1 protein-coding gene is annotated in these 313 nt (G+C 42.2%); it reads right to left on the bottom strand.

Going from position 1 to position 313, the window contains the following annotated elements:
- On the bottom strand, positions 1-313 hold a 313-nt coding region (locus QP119_RS11520), incomplete at both ends, for a hypothetical protein (protein WP_284776305.1).

The following is a 313-nucleotide window of genomic DNA, read 5'->3' as shown; positions in this document are numbered from 1 at the left end:
ATTCTTGATTGATTTCTTTGACATGTTTGTCCAGGTAGTTTTCATAGTCCGAGAGAAGGACCTGATTGTCGTGGTGTAAGATCTGGTTCTGGCTGATGAGTGTGTCTAATTGGTCTTGTATCCGTCTGTTTAAGTGCTTCAACTCGTTCTCGATTTTTTCGCTCAGTTCGTTCTGATGGTGTTTCTGTTGCTTGTCGAAGTTGGTGCTTAAGGTCTGAAATTGCTGTTCCCATTCTGAAATCAATTGGGGAATCTCTTCTTGGATCGTGCGTAATTTCGTCACTTCCTCGACTAAAATCGCTCGTTCTAAGTC

This window comes from Corynebacterium frankenforstense (assembly GCF_030211955.1).
GTDB lineage: Bacteria > Actinomycetota > Actinomycetes > Mycobacteriales > Mycobacteriaceae > Corynebacterium > Corynebacterium frankenforstense_A.
The sequence above is the reverse complement of the archived record's forward strand: the minus strand, read 5'-3'. Positions and strand labels throughout refer to the sequence as shown.